23 protein-coding genes are annotated in these 17,914 nt (G+C 65.2%); 11 read left to right on the forward strand and 12 right to left on the reverse strand.

Annotated features, from left to right (window positions below; all coding sequences use genetic code 11):
* Positions 1–13: 13 nt before the first annotated feature.
* Positions 14–1,219 carry an NAD(P)/FAD-dependent oxidoreductase gene (locus tag KVG96_RS13035; RefSeq protein WP_217892516.1) on the reverse strand — a complete coding sequence of 402 codons (1,206 nt, stop codon included), beginning with the start codon at positions 1,217–1,219 and terminating at the stop codon, positions 14–16.
* 337 nt (positions 1,220–1,556) lie between these two features.
* Here KVG96_RS13035 and KVG96_RS13040 point away from each other — a divergent pair, with 337 nt between their 5' ends.
* Positions 1,557–2,105 carry an RrF2 family transcriptional regulator gene (locus tag KVG96_RS13040; protein ID WP_217892517.1) on the forward strand — a complete coding sequence of 183 codons (549 nt, stop codon included), beginning with the start codon at positions 1,557–1,559 and terminating at the stop codon, positions 2,103–2,105.
* 74 nt (positions 2,106–2,179) lie between these two features.
* Here the strand turns inward: KVG96_RS13040 and KVG96_RS13045 are convergent, their stop codons facing one another.
* Entirely contained in the window at positions 2,180–2,515 is a 336-nt protein-coding gene (locus KVG96_RS13045; RefSeq protein ID WP_217892518.1) for a hypothetical protein, read from the reverse strand.
* Positions 2,516–2,712: 197 nt separating this feature from the next.
* Here KVG96_RS13045 and KVG96_RS13050 point away from each other — a divergent pair, with 197 nt between their 5' ends.
* Positions 2,713–2,952 carry a hypothetical protein gene (locus tag KVG96_RS13050; protein ID WP_217892519.1) on the forward strand — a complete coding sequence of 80 codons (240 nt, stop codon included), beginning with the start codon at positions 2,713–2,715 and terminating at the stop codon, positions 2,950–2,952.
* An 82-nt stretch (positions 2,953–3,034) separates the two neighbouring features.
* Here KVG96_RS13050 and KVG96_RS13055 read toward each other — a convergent pair whose 3' ends face one another.
* Positions 3,035–3,223 carry a DUF2188 domain-containing protein gene (locus tag KVG96_RS13055; protein WP_085633250.1) on the reverse strand — a complete coding sequence of 63 codons (189 nt, stop codon included), beginning with the start codon at positions 3,221–3,223 and terminating at the stop codon, positions 3,035–3,037.
* Between the two features lie 209 nt (positions 3,224–3,432).
* Between KVG96_RS13055 and KVG96_RS13060 the strand changes: the two genes are divergently transcribed.
* A complete protein-coding gene (locus KVG96_RS13060) occupies positions 3,433–3,795 on the forward strand; it encodes an NUDIX hydrolase (RefSeq protein WP_217892520.1) in 363 nt (120 codons plus the stop codon).
* A gap of 4 nt (positions 3,796–3,799) precedes the next feature.
* On the opposite strand, the gene KVG96_RS13065 is transcribed toward KVG96_RS13060, so the two are convergent.
* The 3 genes from KVG96_RS13065 to KVG96_RS13075 all read right to left on the reverse strand — a co-directional run bounded on the left by KVG96_RS13065 (position 3,800) and on the right by KVG96_RS13075 (position 6,137).
* Positions 3,800–4,042: a DUF1652 domain-containing protein gene (locus KVG96_RS13065; RefSeq protein WP_085586414.1), complete on the reverse strand. Its 243-nt coding sequence runs from the start codon at positions 4,040–4,042 to the stop codon at positions 3,800–3,802.
* Positions 4,043–4,155: 113 nt separating this feature from the next.
* The gene (locus tag KVG96_RS13070) at positions 4,156–5,055 is read right to left on the reverse strand and encodes a polysaccharide deacetylase family protein (RefSeq protein ID WP_217892521.1); all 900 of its coding nucleotides are present in this window, start codon (positions 5,053–5,055) and stop codon (positions 4,156–4,158) included.
* 134 nt (positions 5,056–5,189) lie between these two features.
* Positions 5,190–6,137, reverse strand: a complete 948-nt coding sequence (locus KVG96_RS13075) for an ABC transporter substrate-binding protein (RefSeq protein ID WP_217892522.1) — start codon at positions 6,135–6,137, stop codon at positions 5,190–5,192.
* 294 nt (positions 6,138–6,431) lie between these two features.
* Between KVG96_RS13075 and KVG96_RS13080 the strand changes: the two genes are divergently transcribed.
* The 4 genes from KVG96_RS13080 (at position 6,432) to KVG96_RS13095 (ending at position 9,557) form a co-directional block, all read left to right on the forward strand.
* Positions 6,432–7,418, forward strand: coding sequence for an aliphatic sulfonate ABC transporter substrate-binding protein (locus KVG96_RS13080; protein ID WP_217892523.1), 987 nt, complete (start codon positions 6,432–6,434; stop codon positions 7,416–7,418).
* 28 nt (positions 7,419–7,446) lie between these two features.
* Positions 7,447–8,286, forward strand: coding sequence for an ABC transporter permease (locus KVG96_RS13085; protein ID WP_217892524.1), 840 nt, complete (start codon positions 7,447–7,449; stop codon positions 8,284–8,286).
* 52 nt (positions 8,287–8,338) lie between these two features.
* Entirely contained in the window at positions 8,339–9,019 is a 681-nt protein-coding gene (locus tag KVG96_RS13090) for an SOS response-associated peptidase (RefSeq protein WP_217892525.1), read from the forward strand.
* 265 nt (positions 9,020–9,284) lie between these two features.
* A complete protein-coding gene (locus KVG96_RS13095) occupies positions 9,285–9,557 on the forward strand; it encodes a hypothetical protein (protein WP_217892526.1) in 273 nt (90 codons plus the stop codon).
* Between the two features lie 47 nt (positions 9,558–9,604).
* On the opposite strand, the gene KVG96_RS13100 is transcribed toward KVG96_RS13095, so the two are convergent.
* From KVG96_RS13100 to KVG96_RS13110, 3 genes are read right to left on the reverse strand one after another with little or no spacing between them, the layout of a single operon-like run.
* Positions 9,605–9,757 (reverse strand): hypothetical protein, encoded by a 153-nt coding sequence (locus KVG96_RS13100; RefSeq protein ID WP_217892527.1) that lies wholly within the window; start codon positions 9,755–9,757, stop codon positions 9,605–9,607.
* A 57-nt stretch (positions 9,758–9,814) separates the two neighbouring features.
* A complete protein-coding gene (locus tag KVG96_RS13105) occupies positions 9,815–10,126 on the reverse strand; it encodes an AzlD domain-containing protein (RefSeq protein ID WP_170930293.1) in 312 nt (103 codons plus the stop codon).
* The gene (locus KVG96_RS13110) at positions 10,126–10,824 is read right to left on the reverse strand and encodes an AzlC family ABC transporter permease (protein ID WP_217892528.1); all 699 of its coding nucleotides are present in this window, start codon (positions 10,822–10,824) and stop codon (positions 10,126–10,128) included. Before KVG96_RS13110 ends, KVG96_RS13105 begins: the two co-directional genes overlap by 1 nt.
* A 514-nt stretch (positions 10,825–11,338) precedes the next feature.
* Here KVG96_RS13110 and KVG96_RS13115 point away from each other — a divergent pair.
* The gene (locus tag KVG96_RS13115; RefSeq protein ID WP_217892529.1) at positions 11,339–11,725 is read left to right on the forward strand and encodes a DUF2784 domain-containing protein; all 387 of its coding nucleotides are present in this window, start codon (positions 11,339–11,341) and stop codon (positions 11,723–11,725) included.
* On the opposite strand, the gene KVG96_RS13120 is transcribed toward KVG96_RS13115, so the two are convergent.
* Positions 11,722–12,249 (reverse strand): DUF3087 domain-containing protein, encoded by a 528-nt coding sequence (locus KVG96_RS13120; RefSeq protein WP_217892530.1) that lies wholly within the window; start codon positions 12,247–12,249, stop codon positions 11,722–11,724. The genes KVG96_RS13115 and KVG96_RS13120 overlap by 4 nt on opposite strands.
* Before the next feature lie 214 nt (positions 12,250–12,463).
* Here KVG96_RS13120 and ppnN point away from each other — a divergent pair, with 214 nt between their 5' ends.
* The 3 genes from ppnN (at position 12,464) to KVG96_RS13135 (ending at position 15,670) form a co-directional block, all read left to right on the forward strand.
* Positions 12,464–13,837, forward strand: a complete 1,374-nt coding sequence (gene ppnN / locus KVG96_RS13125) for a nucleotide 5'-monophosphate nucleosidase PpnN (RefSeq protein WP_217892531.1) — start codon at positions 12,464–12,466, stop codon at positions 13,835–13,837.
* Positions 13,838–14,056: 219 nt separating this feature from the next.
* Positions 14,057–14,794 carry a response regulator gene (locus KVG96_RS13130; protein ID WP_217892532.1) on the forward strand — a complete coding sequence of 246 codons (738 nt, stop codon included), beginning with the start codon at positions 14,057–14,059 and terminating at the stop codon, positions 14,792–14,794.
* Between the two features lie 141 nt (positions 14,795–14,935).
* On the forward strand, positions 14,936–15,670 hold the full coding sequence (locus KVG96_RS13135; RefSeq protein WP_217892533.1) for a substrate-binding periplasmic protein: 735 nt from the start codon (positions 14,936–14,938) through the stop codon (positions 15,668–15,670).
* Between the two features lie 162 nt (positions 15,671–15,832).
* On the opposite strand, the gene KVG96_RS13140 is transcribed toward KVG96_RS13135, so the two are convergent.
* Together KVG96_RS13140 and KVG96_RS13145 are read right to left on the reverse strand one after the other, a co-directional pair.
* Entirely contained in the window at positions 15,833–17,263 is a 1,431-nt protein-coding gene (locus KVG96_RS13140; RefSeq protein WP_217892534.1) for an FAD/NAD(P)-binding protein, read from the reverse strand.
* A gap of 66 nt (positions 17,264–17,329) precedes the next feature.
* A complete protein-coding gene (locus KVG96_RS13145) occupies positions 17,330–17,893 on the reverse strand; it encodes a helix-turn-helix domain-containing protein (protein ID WP_085586392.1) in 564 nt (187 codons plus the stop codon).
* Between the last annotated feature and the right edge of the window lie 21 nt (positions 17,894–17,914).

Consider the following 17,914-nt stretch of genomic DNA (forward strand, 5'->3'; position numbering starts at 1 on the left):
CTTTACGCAGTGATCAGGCGACCACGGGGATCATCGGATCCGCCGCCGCCAGCGCCACGGCGCGGTCGGCCGCCGGCGGGTAAATCCACTGGGTGTTGATCTGGGTCTTGAGCGACTTGCCCTCTTGCTTCTCCAGCTTCACCTGGCGGTCCCAGCCTTCGGTGTACACCGCGCCCCACGCGCCCAGGTCCAGGCAGGTGACGTATTTGGGCTGGCTGTACGGCGTCGGCTCGACCCCGAGGATCTGCGCGGCCACGTTGTTGCCCGCATGCCGGCCCAGCGAGATGGCGTGCTGGCAGGTCATCAGGGCGAAGTTGCCGATGTCGTCGGTGGCGGCGTAGGCCACATCGCCGGTGGCGAAGATGTCGTCCTGGCCGATCACTTTCAGGTGCGCATCGACGTGCAGGCGCCCCTGACGGTCGCGCTCGGCGGGAATCTGCCCGGTCAGGGAACTGGCGCGCACGCCGGTGGTCCAGACCACGGTGTTCGCCTCGATGCGCTGGCCGTCGGACAGGGTCACACCGTTCTCATCAACCGACAGCACCGACACACCCAGTCGCCATTCGACGCCCAGTTCTTCACTGGCCTCGGCGATCTTCACGCTGATGGCCTCGCCCATGGACACGCCGATCTTCTGCCCGCGGTCCACGACGATCACCCGGATGTCCGCCTGGTCGCCGAGCACTTCGCGAAGGCGCGCCGGCATTTCGGTCGCCGTCTCGATCCCGGTGAAGCCGCCGCCGGCCACCACCACGGTGTTGCGCGCCGGGCTTTGGGGGCGCTCGGCCAGGGCCTTGAGGTGGTTCTCCAGGCGGATCGCCGACTCGATCTGGTCGACATCGAACGCATGCTGCGCCACGCCCGGGGTGTCCGGCAGGGCCAGGCCGCTGCCCGAGGCCAGCACCAGCTTGTCGTAATGGAAGACCTGCCCGGCGCCGGCAGCGTCGGTGTAGCCCACGGTCCTGGCCTGCACGTCGATGGTGTGCGCCGCGCCCTTGATGAAGTGAACGCCGACCGCTTCGAACAGTTCGCCGAGCGGCGCGGCCAGTTGGTGGGCGTTCGGTTCGTAGAAGCGCGGGCGCACGCGCAGCTCGGCCTGCGGCGCCAGGACGGTCACGTCGATGTTGTCCCGGTTGTGGATGTCCACCAGGCGGGTGGCGCTCAATGCGCTCCACATGCCACCGAAACCTGCGCCGATCACCAGAATGTGCTGTTTCATCGTTGTCTCCCGGCACGTGGCCAAGTCATGGAAATAGGTTGGGCGAGTCATGCCCGCCGGGTGCCGACCTGCGCTTCGAGGATTCAGGCGCAGTCGGCATCCCTTTCGACAACGGCGACTCTATTGGTCGCCTTTAGAATCGACAAGTCAGATTTTGCGATCATTGAAATCGAAAACTTCGATAGTTATTCGCACAAATCAGCCTGGCTACGACGCTTCATTTCTCGGGAATAAGCCGAAAAGCCCTACTCGCCAGACAGAAATCCCCTGCGCCTCCGCATTTGCTGCCCCCTCCAAGGCCTGTTAACATCGGCGACAACTGAAGTCGGAGATAGCTATGTCGCTTTACAGTGCGGGGGTCGAATACGGCATCCACTGCCTGATCTTTCTGGTGGGCAACGGCGGCGACAGCCGCGAGGCGAGCGTGCGCGACTTGGCGGACCTGCAAGGCGTGCCGTTGGACTACCTGGCCAAGATCTTCACCAAACTGGCCAAGGGCAAACTGGTGACCGCCACCGGCGGCGTGCGCGGCGGCTTCACCCTGGCGCGGCCGGCGGACGAGATCACCCTGCTCGACATCGTCAACGCCATCGACGGGCCCAAGAACATTTTCGAATGCCGCGACATCCGCGGCCGCTGCGCCTTGTTCGAGGGGTCGCCGCCGGACTGGGCGGTGGAAGGCACCTGCTCGATCCACGCAGCGATGATGACTGCGCAAAAGCGCATGGAAGAAGCGCTCGCCCAGCAGACCATCCTCGACATCGCCAGAAGGGTGGGCCGCAAGGCACCGCCGCAGTTCGGCAGCCAGGTGGAAGACTGGATGCAGGAGCGGCGCGACAGAAAGGCCGGCGGCGCCTCGATCCCCCTCGTCGACCTTTCCGACTGATCCTCGGCGCACAGGCAAAAAAAAGCGGAAACCGTCACCCGGTTTCCGCTTTTTTCACGCAGGCCCGACCGCCCTCAGAGGCAATCGCGCACGGCCTTGCGCAACGACCCGGACTTGGCCCAAGGCGGCCCCTGGTACAGCGACACCCGGCTGCCGTCCTTGTACTTGACGATGTCCAGGATCTCGTCCGCCGTGACGATGCTCGGCGCGGTGATGCGGTAGCCGTTGGAGATGGCGGTCTGGCTGGTCTTGGGGATGTCCTGCTGCCACAGCGGCAGCACGCAGGCGGCGTAATCCTTGGGTGCCTTCGCGCTGGTCTTGCTGACATTCGGTTCGCCCGGCACCAACGAGGCCGGCAACGAACAACCGGCCAACGCCGCCAACAGCATGCCCCCGATCAACATCCGCATGGTGAGTCCTTCATCGTCAAAAAACGCGAATGTACCCTGTAACTGTGCGGACATCCATCGTGGCGCACTGCCTTCAGCCCCGCCGCCACGGCCCCGAAGCCTGATCGGCATCCGTTCAGCCCGCCGACAGGCGACCCTTGCCCCGCACCCCGAAAATGCGGCTACTCTTCTGTACCGAGAATGTTCCGGAGGTGATCATGCGGCTCAACGAATACGAACACGAACTACAGCGCGACCTGCAGAGCGTCGCGTCGGACCTCAGGTGGTCGGCGGTCGACCTCAAGCGCATCGCCGAGCAATTGCGCAAGTCCGGCAACGAAGCGGACGCCCAGGCGGTGCTCAGGTCCTGCGAAGTGCTGCAAAGCGACGAGGAACGCCTGCAACTCTACGCCAGGGAAGTGAAAGCCCGGGCCATCAGCCGGATCAAGGTGCACTGAGCCCCGCCATCTGACCAGACACCCAACAAAAAGCCCCGGACATCCGGGGCTTTTGCGTCATGGCCTTGAGAGCCTCGGCCCCTCAGCCCGACCGGCGGGCACGGGTGCGGCTCTTGTAGCCCGGCAGCGCGGCGGCATACGCCAGCGCCTCTTCCCGGCTGGCGAACGACGCCAGCCGGTCGCCCTCGGTGCAGACCCGCCAAGGGCCGTTGTTGACGCTGAGCACGTCGTAACCGTTCATGTGCATCTTGTTCAACATCGCAATGCTCATAGGCACCTCCTGTCCGCTCGCGATGAAACAGTTTCACGCCTGCACCTTACACCCGCACCGCAGCACTGTGCCGACCGGACGTCGCACCGGCCCACGTCAAGTCTGCGGCACTTTTGTGACCTGTCGCCCCTCAGAACCTCTAAGCCCTTGCGCGGCGCGGATATTGCAGATGCGTGACAGATTTATGACAAACGGCAATCGGGTAACAAATGAAAGTACGTGCAACCGTGATCTGCGAACAGGAGCGGCACATTCTCCTGGTGCGCAAGGCCCATTGCCGCTGGACGCTGCCCGGCGGCAAGGTCGAGCCCGGCGAGACGCGGACGCAGGCCGCTGCGCGGGAACTGTTGGAGGAAACCGGCCTGGACGCCGAGCAAATGCTGTACCTGATGGCGCTGCAGACCGGCAGCACCCGCCACCACGTCTATGAGGCGTGTGTGCCGGATCCGGGCCTGGCCCGGCCAGAGAACGAGATCGTCGATTGCCTGTGGCAGCCGCTGGACACGGTGCACACCCTGAACGTGAGCGAGGCGACCTTGCGCATTGTCCGCGCCTTCCGGCGTCGGCTCTGAGCGTTCAGCCGGCGAACGCCCGGCGCCCGGCGCTCATTTCGGTGCGCAGTTCACCGATGAAGTTGGAAATGTCACGAATGGTGACCAGATGCTCCGGCGAAACACCGTTGAGCAGCAGGTCGACACGCCCGCTTTCAGGCTCGTACACCTTGATCTGCAATAGACCCTGGGCATTTTCGGTGCAGTCGCAATACAAGGGCCGGAACCCGGACTCCACGATGCGGCAAATATCGGCGATGGCAAGCATGGGCGCACGCCTCACAGGCGTCTGATCAGTCGACCCGTTGAGCATAGATGAGCCTGCCGCCCTTTGCCGCGTCAGCAAATGCCAACCGTTTCACATCTCTGGCACACCGCCCGTCAGTGGGCGTTGCGGTCCCAGATCCAGTTCCAGATCCCCGGCAGGCGCACCGGATCCGAACTCTGACGCACGGTGCGGGCCAGCGCCGCTTTCTCCAGCGCCGCATGGTCGTCATAGAACGGCTTGTCCGCCAGCCGCACGCCGGTGGCGGCGGCGCTGTCGAGCAGGATCTGCAAGTACTCGCGGGCATGGCGCGCGGTGTAGCGGTTCAGGTCATGGAACGTCACCACCACCGGAATCACCCCGTCAACCGTCGGCAACTCGCCGAGGGCGATGCGCTCGCGGACTTCCGACAACTGGCGCAGCATGTTCGCCCGGCGCCTGGGGCTGGCGTTGAAGCCCCAGATCTTGCCGTCGTTGGCGCTAAGGTCCGTCAGCAGCACGCTCAGGCCGTGGCGCTGATAGGCGGCGAACGTGCGCTTGTCGTAGTTCCAGAACGGCGGACGCAGCAGCACCGGCGGCGCGCCGGTGATGGCGGCGATGTCCGCCGTGCCGTTGGTCAGCGCCTCTTCGAGCTCCGCCGGCTCCAGCGAACGGTGGTTGGTGTGCCACGGCGTCGCCGTGTGGAAGCCCAGCACATGCCCTTCGGCGTGCTCCCGGCGCATGAGGCTGCGGCCGATGTCGCTGTTGCCGGCCCGCGGGGCGCGGGTCTGGACGAAGAACACCGCCTTCAGATCCGGCTGCACCGGGTTGGTCTTGAGGCTGTCGAGCACGGTGGCGGTCGGGTTCCAGAAACTGGAGGCGCTGGGGCCGTCATCGAAGGTCAGCAGAAAACGCACCGGCGCCTGGGCCTTGAGCCGGGTCTCGGTCTGCGGGGTCATCTCGATGGGCGCGGCGATGCACCCGGCCAGCCCGAGGGCGACGGCCACTACGCTGAACAGCCTGAACCAACGTTTCATGTCTTGCCTTGCGCCCGACCGTGACGGTCATGTTGTCGATTGGCAAAACTCCCTCGCCGCCGTCGCCTCCCTGCGCCCCGCCGAAACGGACCGGGGTTGGATCAGGCTACCCGGGGTTTGGTTCCGGCGCCCGCTCAGTTCCCCAGCGCCTGTTCGAACGATGTGTCGATGATGCCCGCCGTGGCCAGCGGCGCCGGCAGTGCCTTGACCTTGAACAGGAAGTCCGCCGTGCCTTGCAGGTCGCTGGCCGCCTGCCCGTCCACCGGGCCGACCGTCATGTGCGCCTGGCGCAGCCAGTGCCGCGACACCGCCTGATCCAGGTTGGCCTTCTTCGCCCACAGATCCGCGTACTCGTCAGTATGGCTGTCGACCCAGGCCCGCGCCTTCTTCAAGCGGGCAAGAAAGTCGCCGATCGCCTCACGCTTGGCGTCGATGGACGGCGCGGACGCGGCGATGGCGCTCAGGCCCGACATCAGGTTCTTCGCCGTAAGGATCGGCCGGGCTCCGGAGAACACGATCTGCTGCGAAATGTACGGTTCCCACACCGGAAACGCATCGATGCCGCCCTGAGGCAGCGCGGCGGCGGCATCCACCGGCATGAGCTTGACGAAGTCGACGTAATCCTCCGGCAGGCCGCCCTGCTCCAGCGCCCGCAAGGTCAGTTGCTGGCTCCAGGCGCCGGGCCAGTAGGCGACTTTCTTGCCTTTGAGGTCGGCGACGGTCTTGACCGGCGAATCCTTGGGCACCAACAAGGCGATGGTGTCCGGGTTCTGCCGCGAAACGCCGATCAGCTTCACCGGCGCCTGCTTGGCCGCCAGGAACAAAAAGCCCGAGTCGCCGAGAAAGCCCAGGTCCAGCGACCCGGCCTGCAAGGCCTCGGCCAACGGCGCGGCGGCCTGGAAGTGTTTCCAGTCCACGGTGTACGGCGCGTCCTTGAGCACGCCGGATGCCTCCACCGATGCGCGGATGTTGTAGTAGTTCTGGTCACCGACATGCAGGACCAAGGGTTCGGCAGCGTAGGAAAGCGGCGAGGCAAACAAAGCACCAGTCAGTGTGGCGCGCAGGAAACGGGAGAACGTCATGGCAAAGACCTGTGGGCGGGTTTTCCATAGACCATAACGCTCTTATAAATGAATTTTGAAATTCGATTTATACATAAGCTCAGCACGGCCATCACGCACTGTCCGCCCCACAACAGCACCTTGGCGAAGTGTCTTCCCGGCAACACTTCATGAACCCGAAAATGACACAAACCCCAATGAATACGGGGCCAAACGGTTATGGCACAGAGCCTGCAACCTTCCATTCATGCAGGAAGCATTCGATCAATACATCCATTTGGACATAAGACCCGTAGCCTTGCCGGAGCGCCTCCGATGACATCCTTCCAATCGTTCTCCCGCGCCAAAACCCTGCTCGCGGCCTGCGCAATAGCCCTGAGCCTGCAACCGGCGGCCCACGCCGCCGAAGCCCCACCGGCGGAGGTGCACCTGGACTATGCCTATTACTCGCCGGTCAGCCTCGCCCTCAAGCACCTGGGCTACCTGGAAAGGGCCCTGCCCCAGAGCAAGGTCGGCTGGGTGCTGAGCCAGGGCAGCAACCGTTCGCTGGAGTACCTCAACAGCGGCGGCGTCGATTTCGCCTCCTCCGCCAGCCTCGCCGCCGTGCTCAGCCGGGCCAACGGCAGCCCGATCAAGTCGGTGTACGTCTACAGCCGCGCCGAATGGACTGCGCTGGTGGTGCGCAAGGACTCGCCGATCCAGACCGTCGCCGACCTCAAGGGCAAGAAGGTCGCCGCCACCAAAGGCACCGACCCGTACCTGTTCACCCTGCGCAGCCTGCAACAGGCCGGGCTGAAGAAGGACGATGTCGAACTGGTGCACCTGCAGCACCCGGACGGCCGCACGGCGCTGGAGAAAGGCGATGTCGACGCTTGGGCCGGGCTCGATCCGCACATGGCCGCCAGCCAGATCCAGGCCGGTTCACGCTTGCTGTACCGCAATCGGGACTTCAACAGCTACGGGGTCGTGAGCGTCACCGAGCGCTTCGCCAAGGAGCACCCGCACACCCTCGACACCGTGATCAAAGCCTACGAACAGGCCCGCGAGTGGTCGGTGAAGCACCCGGACGAACTGGCCAAACTGCTCGCCGACGAATCCGGCCTGCCGCTGGACGTGGCCAGGCTGCAACTGTCGCGCACCGATCTCGGCCGTCCGCAGCTCACTGCCGGCGATGTGCTGGCGTCGAAGGCCGCCGCGCCGATCCTGGTGTCGGAGGAGCTGGTGCGCCGCGGGGTGAATGTCGATCAGGTCATCGACCAGTTGATCGACACCGGCTTCCAGCCCACCGTCGCCGCCCAGTGACCGCTCCGGCGCACAGGAACAACCGCCCATGAGCCACGACTTGCCCGCCCGCCTCGCGCTGACGTCGCCGCGCCGCCCGCCCGCAAAGCTGAACCCGCAGTGGCGACGGCGCCTCAAAGGCCTGGCCGTGCCGCTGCTGATCGTCATCGCCCTGGAGATCATCGTGCGCGGCGGCTGGCTGCCGGCCTATCAGATGCCGGCGCCGAGCGAGATCGCCCTGACCCTGACCGAGCTGTCCGAAGGCGCACTGTGGAAACACATCGGCGCCAGCCTGATCCGCGTGCTGGCGGGCTTCGCCATCGGCGCGGGCCTGGCGCTGGCGTTCGCCTCCTGGGTGGGCCTGAGCCGGGAGGCCGAGGCGTACCTGGAGCCGACCTTCGCCGCGCTGCGCTCGATCCCGAGCCTGGCCTGGGTGCCGCTGTTGCTGCTGTGGCTGGGCATCGACGAGACGTCGAAGATCGTGCTGATCGCCATCGGCGCGTTCTTTCCGGTGTACGTCAATGTCGTCGCGGCGATCCGCAACATCGACCGCCGGCTGGTGGAGGTCGGGCACATCTACGGATTCGGCCGCCTGCAACTGGTGCGCCGGATCCTCTTGCCCGCCGCCCTGCCCGGCCTGTTCACGGGGCTGCGCAGCGGCCTGAGCCTGGCCTGGATGTTTCTGGTGGCCGCCGAACTGATCGCCGCCACCAAAGGGCTCGGTTACCTGTTGAGCGATGGGCGCGAAACCTCGCGGCCGGACATCGTACTGGCGGCGATCATCGTTCTGGCGCTGCTGGGCAAACTCAGCGACGGCCTGCTCGCCGCACTGGAACGCCGCTGCCTGGCCTGGCGCGACACGTTCAAGGGCCAGGGCGACACGGCGTGAACCGGACAACTAAGCTCAAGGTTAGAGTGGCCGGTTGCCGGAGGTTCGGCGAATGTGCGGACGACTGTCGCAGTACCGGGGCATCCACGACTTCGTGGCGGTCCTGAGCATTCCCGATGCGCTGATCAATCACGTCGGCGACGCGCCGTTGGCCCGCTACAACGCCGCCCCCACCACGTCGCTGGCCATCCTCCATCAGCACGAACGGCACCTGTACGCCGACAGCCTGCGCTGGGGCTGGCGCCCACACTGGGCCAAGGATCGCACGGCGCCGATCAACGCGCGGGTGGAGAAAGTCGCCCACGGCCCGTTCTTCCGGGCGATCTGGCGACACCGGCTGATCGTACCCGTGGACAACTGGTTCGAATGGGTAGAGGGGCCCGACAAAAGCCGACAGCCCTGGCTGATCCGTCGCGCCGACCATGGCGCGATTTTCTGCGCCGCCATCGGCCAGTTTCCGATACCCGGCACGCCGTCAAAGGAAGACGACGGTTTTGTCATCATCACCGCCGACAGCGAAGGCGGCCTGCTCGATATCCATGACCGGCGCCCCTTGGTGCTGCCCGCCGAGCGGGTGAACGAATGGCTGGATCCTGCCACGCCCGCCGAACGGGCGGAGCAGATGCTGCTGTTCGACACCGAACCGGCCGGCGTTTTCCAGTGGCACAAGGTCGGCAAGGCCGTCGGCAACGCCCGCAACCAGGGCGCACAGTTGATCGAACCGACAGATTAAATAAACCCCGGGGCGACACGTCATTTAGAGGAGAGATCCGCGTGCTGTCCCCCTGCGTTACAGGGGGTGTATCAACCGCGAGACAACGCCGTGAAACAATCGTTCGAGCGAACTAACCGCCTGTCTGACATTTCAATCGTCATACATACATTTAGATGCACTACGGATAGCATGCGCGCCGCATTTCCAATTGGCACTTTAGTTGACCGAAGAGTCAACAGACCAGGAATCCCCTACAAACTCAACATCCTTGCAGAGAACCAAGTTGCGCGACGATTTTGCAATCAAACAGGCCCGCGGCCTGGAGTGTATTCACCTGTCCATGACAGAGCGCTTTCAACTCGACTGTTTTATCGGCCACTACATAAAGACCCGAAACCTGCGTGACGTACCCGATATCGACCGCATCCTGCGCACCACGCTCGAAAGCTATCCCTGCCATCCGCCGGTGATGGTCAACGAGCTCAACGCCTGGATCGACAAGACCTTGGGCTATCGGGCTTCCCACCCCGATCTCACACAGCTGGACGATCTCTGAGTCAACGGAAAAGCCCCGCGCATGCGGGGCTTTTCCGTTTCAGCCGTTCAGGGTTTCAAAGGACGTTCCTGATCGCGGTCGGACAACTCACGGCTGTCGTCATGTTTCCAGGTCTGTTCTTTGTGCTTTTCCCGCTCGATCTCCTCTTCGCTCGGTTCATCGTCTTCGAGGGGTGCCGGAGGTCTTTGCTCGTTCGCCATGTTCGCCTCGCTGTCGCCAATCATCCTTAAAGCGTAGAACACTTTTCGACGAGCAACTTACAGCCACCAGCGCAACAAAAAGAAGAACGCCATGCTCAACAGCATGCTCAGCAACGTATTGCGCGTGTAGATCACCAGCCCCACCGCCACCAGCGAACTGAGCAGGTAGGGGTTGTCCCAGTGCAGGTTCAGTTGCTTGTCCGGCATGAACACGATCGGGCCGCAGATGGCGGTCAGCATGCCCGGCACGGCAAACCCGAGAAACTGCCGCGCGTTGCTGCTCAGGCGCACCGGCAAGCGCGGCTCGAGGAACACGTAGCGGTTGAGGAACACCAAAAGGCCCATGCCGAAGATCACTGCCCAGACCATCATGTGCGCTCCCGATACAGTTTATTGCAGACAAACCCCGCCGCCATCCCGGCCAGCCCCGAGAGCACCAGCGCCGAACCCCACTGCCAGTAGCTGAACAGCACCGAGCAGAACAGCGACACCGCCACGCAGACCACCGTCGGCACATCGCGCACCACCGGGGTGATCAGCGCGATGAAGGTCGCGGCGATGGAGAAGTCCAGGCCCAGGTGCTCCAGCCCCGGAATGCTGCTGCCCAGCACGATCCCGGCGAGGGTGAAGAGGTTCCAGGCGATGTAGAACGTCAGGCCCACGCCCAGGGCGTACCAACGGTTGAACTGCTGGCGGTCGTGCTGGCTGGTGAGGGCGAACAGTTCGTCGGTGAGCAGAAAGCCCAGGCCCAGGCGCCAGCGCCCGGGCAACGGCGAAATCACCGAACGCATGCTCATGCCGTACAGCAAGTGCTGAGAGGTCAGCAGCGCCGTGGTCAGCAGAATGGAAAACAGCCCGGCACCGCCCTTGAGCATGCCGATGGCCACCAACTGGGCGGCGCCGGCGAACACGATGGTCGACAGCCCCTGCCCTTGCAGCGGGGTGAGGTTGGCCTCGATCGCCATGGAGCCGGCCAACAGGCCCCACGGCGCGGTCGCCAGGGATAACGGCATGATCGCCGCCGCACCGCGAAGGAACGCACTGCGCGGCATGAGTGAGTCAGACATAACGCTCTTCAACCGGGTAACAGGGCCGCCGACTCTGCCATTGAACGCCCGTTCATGGCTTGAACGATCTTGCGCACTTGGGGCCGCCATCGCGGGCAAGCCCGCTCCCACAGGTCATGCGCAGGATGCAGCACTTGCAAACGACAAAAAACTTTGTAGGACCAACTGTCATGATCCGGCCCAGCGGTGCTCTCACTGACGCTATCGCCAGCAGGCTGGCTCCTACCGGGATCTTCAGCGGATGAAGGTTTTCGGATCACAGCAATACCTGTGGGAGGATGCGGCACTTGCAAACGACAAAGAACTTTGCGGAACCAACTGTCATGATCCGGCCCTGCGGCGTACTCACTGACGCTATCGCCAGCAGGCTGGCTCCTACCGGGATCTTCAGCGGATGAAGGTTTTCGGATCACAGCAATACCTGTGGGAGCGGGCTTGCCCGCGATGACGTCGGCACAGTCCCCACCGACTGGCGTACCATGAGCCCCATTCACCACCGCGTCAGGGAGACGACATGCTGTACCGAATCGCCGCCGACGGCCTCGTGCTGTTCCATCTGCTGTTCATACTGTTCGTGCTGTTCGGCGGCCTGCTGGCGCTCAGATGGCGGCGCTTGATCTGGCTGCACCTGCCGGCGGCCACCTGGGGCGTGCTGGTCGAGGTGCTGCACCTGACCTGCCCGCTGACCCACTGGGAAAACCTGATGCGCCACGCCGCCGGCCAGACCGAATACGCCGGCGGCTTCATCGAGCACTACATCTGGCCGATCATCTATCCGGCGGGCCTGACCCCGCAGATCCAGCTGGCGCTGGGCAGCGTGGTGCTGGCGGTCAACCTGCTGGTGTACGGGCGCCTGATCCGCCGGTGGCAGCGGCGGCGCGCCGCGCGCATTCCGTTCTAGCGGGCGGCGGGCTTCAACGCTTGCAGCCAGGCCGGGTCGAGGCGCGTCTGCGCGGGGTCGATCCCCAGCGCCTCCATCCGCGCCAGGTGCTGCTCGACTTCACGCCGCAACTGCCCATGATCGCTGGAATTGCCGTCCAGTTCATGCATCTGGCCCAAACCCAGGTGATAGAAGCGCAGCACCTTCATCGCCGTCGGGTCACCCGACGCCACCGCCGCCGTCACCTGATGCATGACATTGGTGACGCTCATCAGGCTGCGCTTGAGCCGCCAGCCGTACACCGCCGGCGCCATCCAGGCCTGATGCCAGAAACGTCCGCGCAGCAGCGCCGCGGTCAGCAGAAAACCGGCCACCACCCCGCCGATGTTGAACCGCAGGTTGTCGCCGCCCGGCTCGCCGAACAGCGCGACCGCCGCCGTGGACAACGACATCGCCAGCACCAGGAACAGCGCCGCGATGGCCAGCGTGCTGCGCCGGGTCTGCCGGCGGTAGGTGACAGGATCGATCGGCTGGATTTCGAACATCGCGACAGGCTTCCGGGTCTTGGGTTAAAAAGAGGCTGACGCATTATCGCCAACGGGGCGGATTTAGCTATGCTGGAGCGCCCTTTCATCTTTTCACCGTCCGACGGGGACATGGCGACACCACGCAATCCGTGCCAAATTCATTCATGGATACACACCATTCGGATGCCGTTGGCCCACTTCACCGCAACGGCATCGTTTTAAGGATCACCGCATGACCCAACGACACGTCATCAATGCCTCGGTCAGCCCCAAAGGCAGCCTGGAAACCCTTTCCCAACGTGAAGTCCAGCAACTGAGCCAAGCCGGATCCGGCAGCACCTACACCCTCTTCCGCCAGTGCGCCCTGGCCATCCTCAACACCGGCGCCCATGTCGACAACGCCAAGACCATCCTGGAGGCCTACAAGGACTTCGAGATCCGCATTCACCAGCAAGACCGCGGCGTGCGCCTGGAACTGCTGAACGCCCCCGCCGATGCCTTCGTCGACGGCGAAATGATCGCCAGCACCCGCGAAATGCTGTTCAGCGCCCTGCGCGACATCGTCTACACCGAAAACGAACTCGATGCCCTGAGCATCGACCTGAGCACCTCCCAGGGTATCAGCGACTACGTCTTCCACCTGCTGCGCAACGCGCGCACCCTGCGTCCGGGCGTCGAGCCGAAAATCGTCGTGTGCTGGGGCGGCCACTCGATCAACACCGACGAATACAAGTACACCAAGAAGGTCGGCCATGAGCTGGGCCTGCGCAGCCTCGACATCTGCACCGGCTGCGGCCCGGGCGTGATGAAAGGCCCGATGAAAGGCGCGACCATCGCCCACGCCAAGCAGCGCATCCACGGCGGCCGCTACCTGGGCCTGACCGAACCCGGCATCATCGCCGCCGAGGCGCCGAACCCGATCGTCAACGAACTGGTGATCCTGCCGGACATCGAAAAGCGCCTCGAAGCCTTCGTGCGCGTCGGCCACGGCATCATCATCTTCCCCGGCGGCGCCGGCACCGCCGAAGAGTTCCTGTACCTGCTGGGCATCCTGATGCACCCGGACAACGAAGGCCTGCCGTTCCCGGTCATCCTCACAGGACCCAAGCACGCCGCGCCGTACCTGCAGCAACTGGACGCCTTCGTCACCGCCACCCTGGGCGAAGCGGCCAAGCGGCATTACCAGATCATCATCGACGACCCGGCCGAAGTCGCCCGGCAGATGACCCAGGGCCTCAAGGCCGTGAAGCAGTTCCGCCGCGAGCGCAACGACGCGTTTCACTTCAACTGGCTGCTGAAGATCGACGAAGGCTTCCAGCGCCCGTTCGACCCGACCCATGAAAACATGGCCAACCTCAAGCTCCACCGCGACCAGCCGCCCCACGAACTGGCGGCCAACCTGCGCCGGGCGTTTTCCGGGATCGTCGCCGGCAACGTCAAGGACAAGGGCATCCGCCTGATCGAGGAACACGGGCCGTACCGGATCCACGGCGACGCCGCGATCATGCAGCCGCTGGACCTGCTGCTCAAAGCCTTCGTCGCCCAGCACCGGATGAAACTGCCGGGCGGCGCGGCGTACGTGCCGTGCTACCAGGTCGTGTCCTGACAGGCTAAACCCGTGGGAGCGAGGCGTGTCAGCCACCCTTCTGGGTGGCTGACACGCCGTCATCGCTAACAGGCTCGTTCCCACACCGTTTTGCAGCGACCACCGATTGCGCATTCGCCGCCGATCCCCTGTGGGAGCCTGCTGGCGAAAGCGTCAGCCAAGACACCGCCGGATCAGGGCCGTAAAGATCCGGACAAACCAACAACAAGAGCGCCAGCCATGGACCACATCAACCACATCCTGATCGTCGACGACGACCGAGAAATCCGCGAACTGGTCGGCAATTACCTGACCAAGAACGGCCTGCGCACCACCGTGGTCGCCGACGGCCGGCAGATGCGCAGCTTTCTGGCCGCCAACACCGCCGACCTGATCGTGCTCGACCTCATGCTGCCCGGCGACGACGGCCTGGTGCTGTGCCGCGAACTGCGCGCCGGCAAGCACAAGGCCACGCCGATCCTGATGCTCACCGCCCGGGACGACCAGACCGACCGCATACTGGGCCTTGAAATGGGCGCCGACGACTACCTGACCAAGCCTTTCGCCGCCCGCGAACTGCTGGCGCGGATCAACGCCGTGCTGCGCCGCACGCGGATGCTGCCGCCCAACCTGCTGATCACCGAGACCGGCCGCCTGCTGGCGTTCGGCCGCTGGCGCCTGGACACCACCGCCCGCCACCTGCTCGACGAGGACGACACCCTGGTCGCCCTGAGCGGCGCAGAGTACCGTCTGTTGCGGGTGTTCCTCGACCATCCGCAGCGGGTGCTCAGCCGCGACCAGTTGCTCAACCTGACCCAGGGCCGGGAAGCCGACCTGTTCGACCGCTCCATCGACCTGTTGGTCAGCCGCTTGCGCCAGCGCCTGATGGACGACTCCCGCGAGCCGACCTACATCAAGACCGTGCGCAACGAAGGCTATGTGTTCTCCTACGCCGTGGAGATGCTCGCCGAATCCTGATCCCTGGCGTCGCCAAGGACGCCGTGGCAACCCGCCACTACCGATAAGCCTTGCTCTCTGACGCAAAAGCCCCGCTGATTCCTCGGGACAGGCAACACGTGCCCGTACTAAGCTGCACGTTTGATTTTTCAGGGACGATCCATGAAACGCCTCGCCGCCTGTCTGCTGTCATTGCTGGCCCTGACGGCCCACGCGGCGGAGCTGCGCCTGCTCACCGACAACCATCCGCCCCTGCACTTCCGGCAGGGCGACCGCCTGGTGGGCTTCGGCGTGGATGTGGTGCAGGCCTTGGCGCAGCAGACCGGCGACCCTATCCGTCTCGAGCAGGTACCGTTGCTGCGGGCGTTGCGCATGGCCAGCGACTCGCCGGACACCGGCGTGTTCACCGTGCTGCGCACCGACGAGCGCGACGACCGCTACCAATGGGTCGGGCCGCTGGTGGAGGTCGAAACAGCGCTCTACGCCCATGAGAACCTGCAAACACCGATCCGCAGCCTGCGCGAGGCCGATCACCTGGGGCGGATCACCGTGCCGCGAAAATGGCTGGCCTACAGCTATCTGCAAAAGCAGGACCTGAACAATCTCTACGGCGTGGAAACCCCGGAACAGATGATGCGCCTGTTCAGCCTGGGGCGGACCGACTTCGTGGTCTCCGACACCCTGTCCAGCGCCTCCCTGGCCCGCGAGCAAGGCATGGAGCCAGGCCGCCTGCAGTATCAGATGCCGCTGATGAAACAGGACACCTACATCGCCTTCTCCCGCCAGACCGACCCCCGTCAGGTCGCCCGTTGGCAACAGGCGCTGGACACCTTGCGCGCCGATGGGCGGCTGGAGCAAATGCGCCAGCGCTGGCTGGTGGACAGCTTGCCGCGCTGACCGGCGTTTGCTTTTGCGGTGGCCTGTCGGGCCTCATCGCCGGATCGCCGCCCGGGGCAAGCCCGCTCCCACAAGTTGCGTGGCGTATGTCAGATTCGAGAACCACTGAATACCTGTGGGAGCGGGCTTGCCCGCGATGAGGCCGGCCAGAACGACCCCAGGCTAAAGTCCCGCCAGCCTCGCCGCCAGCGCCTTGGCCTGCGCCGCCACATCAGTGACCGCCGTGCTCTCCCACCACATCCCGCGCAACGGCGGGCCCATGGCGAAGAGCCGCGCAGACACCTGCCCCTGCGCATCCACCACCGCGCCATCCGCCGCCGCTGCGATCCCCAGCGCCAACGGCCCCGGCCGCACCAGCCCGCGCGCCAGCAGTTGCCTGGGCAGCGGACGCGCCACCCGGCGCCAGTCGTATTCGATGCCGCTGGAGTTGATCAGCGCCTGCCCCGTCACCCAGCAAGCGTCAGCCTCGCCCCGGCGACGCAGGCAGATGCTCACCCCGCCCTCGGGCATCGCCTCCAGCCCTTTATAAGAGGCGGCCTGAATGCTCAGCCGCCCTTCACGCCGCAGGCGCTCGACCACCTCGGCGCTCAACGGCGGCGAACGGTGGTGATGGCTTTCCCACCACGGCCGCACATGACGCACGAACTGCCGGCGCTGCCCGTCGGTGGCCTGGCTCCACAAGCGGCCGATGTGCGCCCGCACCGTGTCCAGCGGCGCCTGCCAGTCGATGCCTTGAGCAATGGCGTCGCGGCAGTGCCGGCGCACCGCCCGCAGCAATTGGCGGGGGCTGCGGATAGTCGAGTCTTCGGCGAGAAAGTCCACCCAGGCCGGCGGCTGGCGGCGCACGTGAGGCAGAAGGCCGTGGCGGGAGAACACCTTGATCGGCCCACGGTGCCCGGCCTGTTCCAGGGACACCACCGCGTCGACCATGGTCAGGCCGGAACCGATGATCAGCACCGTGGCGTGGGGATCGAGCCGGCGCATCGCGCTCACGTCCCAAGGGTCGAGCGCTGCGGCGTTCAGCCCGCTGGAATGCGTCTGCGGCGTGCGGGCGGCGGGGAACAGGCCGGTGGCGATGACGGCACGGGCGCCTTGCAGGCACAGGCCGTCGCTCAACGCGACGAGCACCGAACCGGCCTCGACCTGCACGTCCACCGCCTCCGCCCGCACGTGCTCGACGGTCGAGCCGTGCGCCGTGCCCGTCTGCTGCGCGTCGGCCAGACGCTGCTGCACATACACGCCGAACAGGCCCCGTGGTGGAAACAGTTCGCTGACCGGCACCGATTGCCGCTGCGACTCCGGCCAGCCGCCGTCGGCGAGATGGGCGCTGAGCCACTGAGTCAGGTCATCGGCATTGTCCGGATCGACGCTCATGCGCGCCGCGTTGCCGTTGAGCGTGTGCCCCAGCTCCACCGCACTGTAGGCCTCGCCGCGGCCGAGCTCAGGCCGGGGCTCGACCACCAGGATCCGCCGCCGGCCCGGCAGGCGCAGCAGCTGCGCCGCCAGCAGCGTGCCGCTGAGGCCGCCGCCGATGATCACGATGTCAGCCTGACGGGTCGGGGAAGTCGCCTGTCCGTGTTCGGGGTGTGTCATCCGTTTCGCCGCTCCGTCGTTGAGGTCACGCCACCTTAAGGGATCGGCCGGGGAATGTCCTGCCGCTCAGATCACCACGTTGCGCACGAAGCGCGCCGCCACCTCGCCGTCGTTGCGGTAGCCGTGGGGCTGGTTGCTGGCGAACATGAAGAACTCGCCGGCGGCGATCCGCTGCGGGCGGTCGCCCAGCATCAGGGTCAGGCAGCCTTCGAAGACGAAGATCTGCTCGCTCCAGCCCTCGGCGTCCGGTTGCGAGGGGTACACCTCGCCCGGTTGCAGGCACCATTCCCATTGCTCCACCGCACGGGTGGCGGTGGCCTTGGACAGCAGCACCGCCTTGCTGCCGGGAATGTTGCCGGCCCAGGCCAGTTCGTTGATGCGGCCCGGATCGCGGTTGTCCGGCGCCTGGATCAGGTCGCTGAACGCCACGTCGAGGGCTTCGGCGATGCGGTCCAGGGTGGTCAGGCTGACGTTGTTCTCGCCGGCCTCGATGGCCACCAGCATGCGCCGGCTGACCCCGGACTGCTCCGCCAGGGTGGCCTGGCTCATGTCGATGGCGTGACGCAGGCGCCGCACGTTCTGGCTGACATGCTGGAGGACGGACGTCCGCGGAGGAGAATCTTTGTGCACTATATTGCTCACTCGGTGGGG

Origin of the sequence: Pseudomonas ekonensis, assembly GCF_019145435.1 — a bacterium.
Taxonomy (GTDB): domain Bacteria; phylum Pseudomonadota; class Gammaproteobacteria; order Pseudomonadales; family Pseudomonadaceae; genus Aquipseudomonas; species Aquipseudomonas ekonensis.

Bases quoted from the DNA above. Each gene is read 5' to 3' on its own strand.
- KVG96_RS13035 (WP_217892516.1), bottom strand. From the start codon at position 1,219: ATGAAACAGCACATTCTGGTGATCGGCGCAGGTTTCGGTGGCATGTGG.
- KVG96_RS13040 (WP_217892517.1), top strand. From the start codon at position 1,557: ATGTCGCTTTACAGTGCGGGGGTCGAATACGGCATCCACTGCCTGATC.
- KVG96_RS13045 (WP_217892518.1), bottom strand. From the start codon at position 2,515: ATGCGGATGTTGATCGGGGGCATGCTGTTGGCGGCGTTGGCCGGTTGT.
- KVG96_RS13050 (WP_217892519.1), top strand. From the start codon at position 2,713: ATGCGGCTCAACGAATACGAACACGAACTACAGCGCGACCTGCAGAGC.
- KVG96_RS13055 (WP_085633250.1), bottom strand. From the start codon at position 3,223: ATGAGCATTGCGATGTTGAACAAGATGCACATGAACGGTTACGACGTG.
- KVG96_RS13060 (WP_217892520.1), top strand. From the start codon at position 3,433: ATGAAAGTACGTGCAACCGTGATCTGCGAACAGGAGCGGCACATTCTC.
- KVG96_RS13065 (WP_085586414.1), bottom strand. From the start codon at position 4,042: ATGCTTGCCATCGCCGATATTTGCCGCATCGTGGAGTCCGGGTTCCGG.
- KVG96_RS13070 (WP_217892521.1), bottom strand. From the start codon at position 5,055: ATGAAACGTTGGTTCAGGCTGTTCAGCGTAGTGGCCGTCGCCCTCGGG.
- KVG96_RS13075 (WP_217892522.1), bottom strand. From the start codon at position 6,137: ATGACGTTCTCCCGTTTCCTGCGCGCCACACTGACTGGTGCTTTGTTT.
- KVG96_RS13080 (WP_217892523.1), top strand. From the start codon at position 6,432: ATGACATCCTTCCAATCGTTCTCCCGCGCCAAAACCCTGCTCGCGGCC.
- KVG96_RS13085 (WP_217892524.1), top strand. From the start codon at position 7,447: ATGAGCCACGACTTGCCCGCCCGCCTCGCGCTGACGTCGCCGCGCCGC.
- KVG96_RS13090 (WP_217892525.1), top strand. From the start codon at position 8,339: ATGTGCGGACGACTGTCGCAGTACCGGGGCATCCACGACTTCGTGGCG.
- KVG96_RS13100 (WP_217892527.1), bottom strand. From the start codon at position 9,757: ATGGCGAACGAGCAAAGACCTCCGGCACCCCTCGAAGACGATGAACCG.
- KVG96_RS13105 (WP_170930293.1), bottom strand. From the start codon at position 10,126: ATGGTCTGGGCAGTGATCTTCGGCATGGGCCTTTTGGTGTTCCTCAAC.
- KVG96_RS13110 (WP_217892528.1), bottom strand. From the start codon at position 10,824: ATGTCTGACTCACTCATGCCGCGCAGTGCGTTCCTTCGCGGTGCGGCG.
- KVG96_RS13115 (WP_217892529.1), top strand. From the start codon at position 11,339: ATGCTGTACCGAATCGCCGCCGACGGCCTCGTGCTGTTCCATCTGCTG.
- KVG96_RS13120 (WP_217892530.1), bottom strand. From the start codon at position 12,249: ATGTTCGAAATCCAGCCGATCGATCCTGTCACCTACCGCCGGCAGACC.
- ppnN (WP_217892531.1), top strand. From the start codon at position 12,464: ATGACCCAACGACACGTCATCAATGCCTCGGTCAGCCCCAAAGGCAGC.
- KVG96_RS13130 (WP_217892532.1), top strand. From the start codon at position 14,057: ATGGACCACATCAACCACATCCTGATCGTCGACGACGACCGAGAAATC.
- KVG96_RS13135 (WP_217892533.1), top strand. From the start codon at position 14,936: ATGAAACGCCTCGCCGCCTGTCTGCTGTCATTGCTGGCCCTGACGGCC.
- KVG96_RS13140 (WP_217892534.1), bottom strand. From the start codon at position 17,263: ATGACACACCCCGAACACGGACAGGCGACTTCCCCGACCCGTCAGGCT.